The following is a 2,133-nucleotide window of genomic DNA, read 5'->3' as shown; positions in this document are numbered from 1 at the left end:
CGGGCATGCGCACAGTCTCCAGTGAGCCGCGGTCGTTACTCGCAGCCCAGGCAATCAGATGGTTTGGCGGGCAGCTGTCAGCGTCAACCCGCCGTTCAGGCAGGTAGAACTTGAGGCAGTCGGCAGGCGGGAGCCGGCCATGAGCTGCCGCTCGAAACTTCCATGGAGCCGTCATTCGACCGGCGGCTCCACTCCGAATCCTGCCGGATGACCTACGCGTGCAACTCGGCCAAAGGCGACGATGGCCTGCTTGGCTCGGGAGTCCGGTTCAGTTGCCGTAGGTCAAGTGGCGCGGGGGAATCGCACCCCCCGCCACTTGACCTACACAACCTCCAACAAGTATTGGACTTCACCCAACCCGCACAACAGATCGAAGTGCTATTGGTGACAAACGAACGCTCAGAAGTGACAGACTGAAGGTACACGGACAGCCAGCATTCTTGCGTTCGCCAAATGAAAAGCATACCGGCAAAAAAGGTCGCGCGCCGAACCTACTTCCATGTGTCGCTGCTAGATGAACTACCAGCTGACCTACGCGCGAAGATCGAGGCAGCCGAAGCGGTCGCCGGAGTCCGGCGAATCGACGAATTCAACGTTGTGCGCCTGGATTCGACAGAAGACCGGCTTTCGTTCCTCAACTATCCGGAGTTCTTCGATGCACCGTTCCCAGCACTTCGCGAAAGCTGGCTGGTTGATATCGGTGCCTGGCGCACCACATACCGCACCTACAAAGACTCGGCAAACCCACCCATTCTCCATCGGAAAGAGCTGCTCGTTCCCGCTGACCATCCGAGGCGATCCGAGTACCTGGCACTGACCGAAGCCGGTGAGTCAATTGGCTTGTTCGACGATCCGACGCGCATCGGATTCCAGCAGCAATGGGAGCAGCTCGTTCGCGAACGCGGCTACCAAGTCATCGGTCATCAGCTCGTTCCGATCGGCAACGACGACTCCACAGACGGAGGGCCATCCGCCGACGAATCGCCCTGCGTTGCGCGACACCTCACGGCATTGGTCCGCTACGGGTTCTCTGCGCCCATCCAGACGCTTGCCCGCTACGGTTTCCTTGATGGGGGTTACACGGTCTTCGACTACGGCTGCGGGCGTGGCGACGATATGCGAGGCCTCGGCGCGAACGGCATACAAGTCGGTGGGTGGGATCCACACTACGCGCCGGACAACCCGGTCTCGTCCGCTCACATCGTCAACCTCGGTTTTGTCATAAACGTCATCGAGAAGTTCGACGAGCGGGTCGAAGCTGTCCATCGGGCATGGTCGCTCGCCGAACAAGTGCTTGTGGTTTCGGTGATGCTCGCAAACCAGAACGCGGTCGAGGGCCAGCGCTACCAGGACGGCATACTCACGCGCCGTGGCACCTTTCAGAAGTACTACACCCAGACCGAACTCAAGAGGTTCCTCGAGCAGGTTTTGGAGGAAGAACCCATTGCTGTGGGCCCCGGTATCTTCTACGTCTTCCGCGACAAGGATGCCGAGCAGCGCTTTCTCGCCGAACGGTCTCGCAGCCGGCGAAGCATCTTAAGAATGCCCAGCCGCCCCGTGGTCGAGCGACCATCTCGCGAGGGGCGCGACCGCGTCGAGCAGAAGTACCAAGCGTTCCGCGGACCGCTCGACCGACTCTGGGTACAGTGGCTGGCGCTTGGCCGCGAACCGGAGAAGTCCGAGGTTGCCGATCTGCTCGCGCTTACAGAGGGCTTCGGTACGCTCGGGAAGGCGTTGCGGTTTATCGGCAGCCGCAACGATAAATCCGCAATCGAAGCAGCGCGGCGGGCGCGCATCGCCGACCTAGAGGTGTATTTCGCGCTCGACCAGTTCCAGCGCCGCAAGCCCTATAAACACCTCGAATCCGGTCTCCAGCGCGACATCAAGGTCTTCTTCGGCGACTATGCGACGGCCCAACAAGCAGCTCGAGAACTCTTGTTCCGGATTGCCAGTCCCGAGGCGGTCGCCGCCGCGTGCCAGCAAGCAGCCGCGCATGGGCTTGGCTGGCTAATCGAGGGCGAGTCACTCCAACTGCATGGCCGCCTCGTTGAGCGGCTGCCGCCGCTGCTGCGCGTTTATGTTGGATGCGCATCTGTGCTCTACGGCGACTACCGCAACGCCGATCTCATAAAG

At 61.0% G+C, this 2,133-nt stretch carries 1 protein-coding gene; it reads left to right on the top strand.

Features of this window, described 5'->3' with window-relative positions; all coding sequences use genetic code 11:
* Positions 1-453: 453 nt before the first annotated feature.
* A partial coding sequence (locus tag JNL55_RS14075) for a DNA phosphorothioation-associated putative methyltransferase (protein WP_293854123.1) occupies positions 454-2,133 on the top strand: 1,680 nt, incomplete at its 3' end.

Source organism: Steroidobacter sp., assembly GCF_016790065.1.
Taxonomy (GTDB): Bacteria; Pseudomonadota; Gammaproteobacteria; order Steroidobacterales; family Steroidobacteraceae; genus Steroidobacter.
This window is presented reverse-complemented; position numbering and strand designations above follow the sequence as displayed.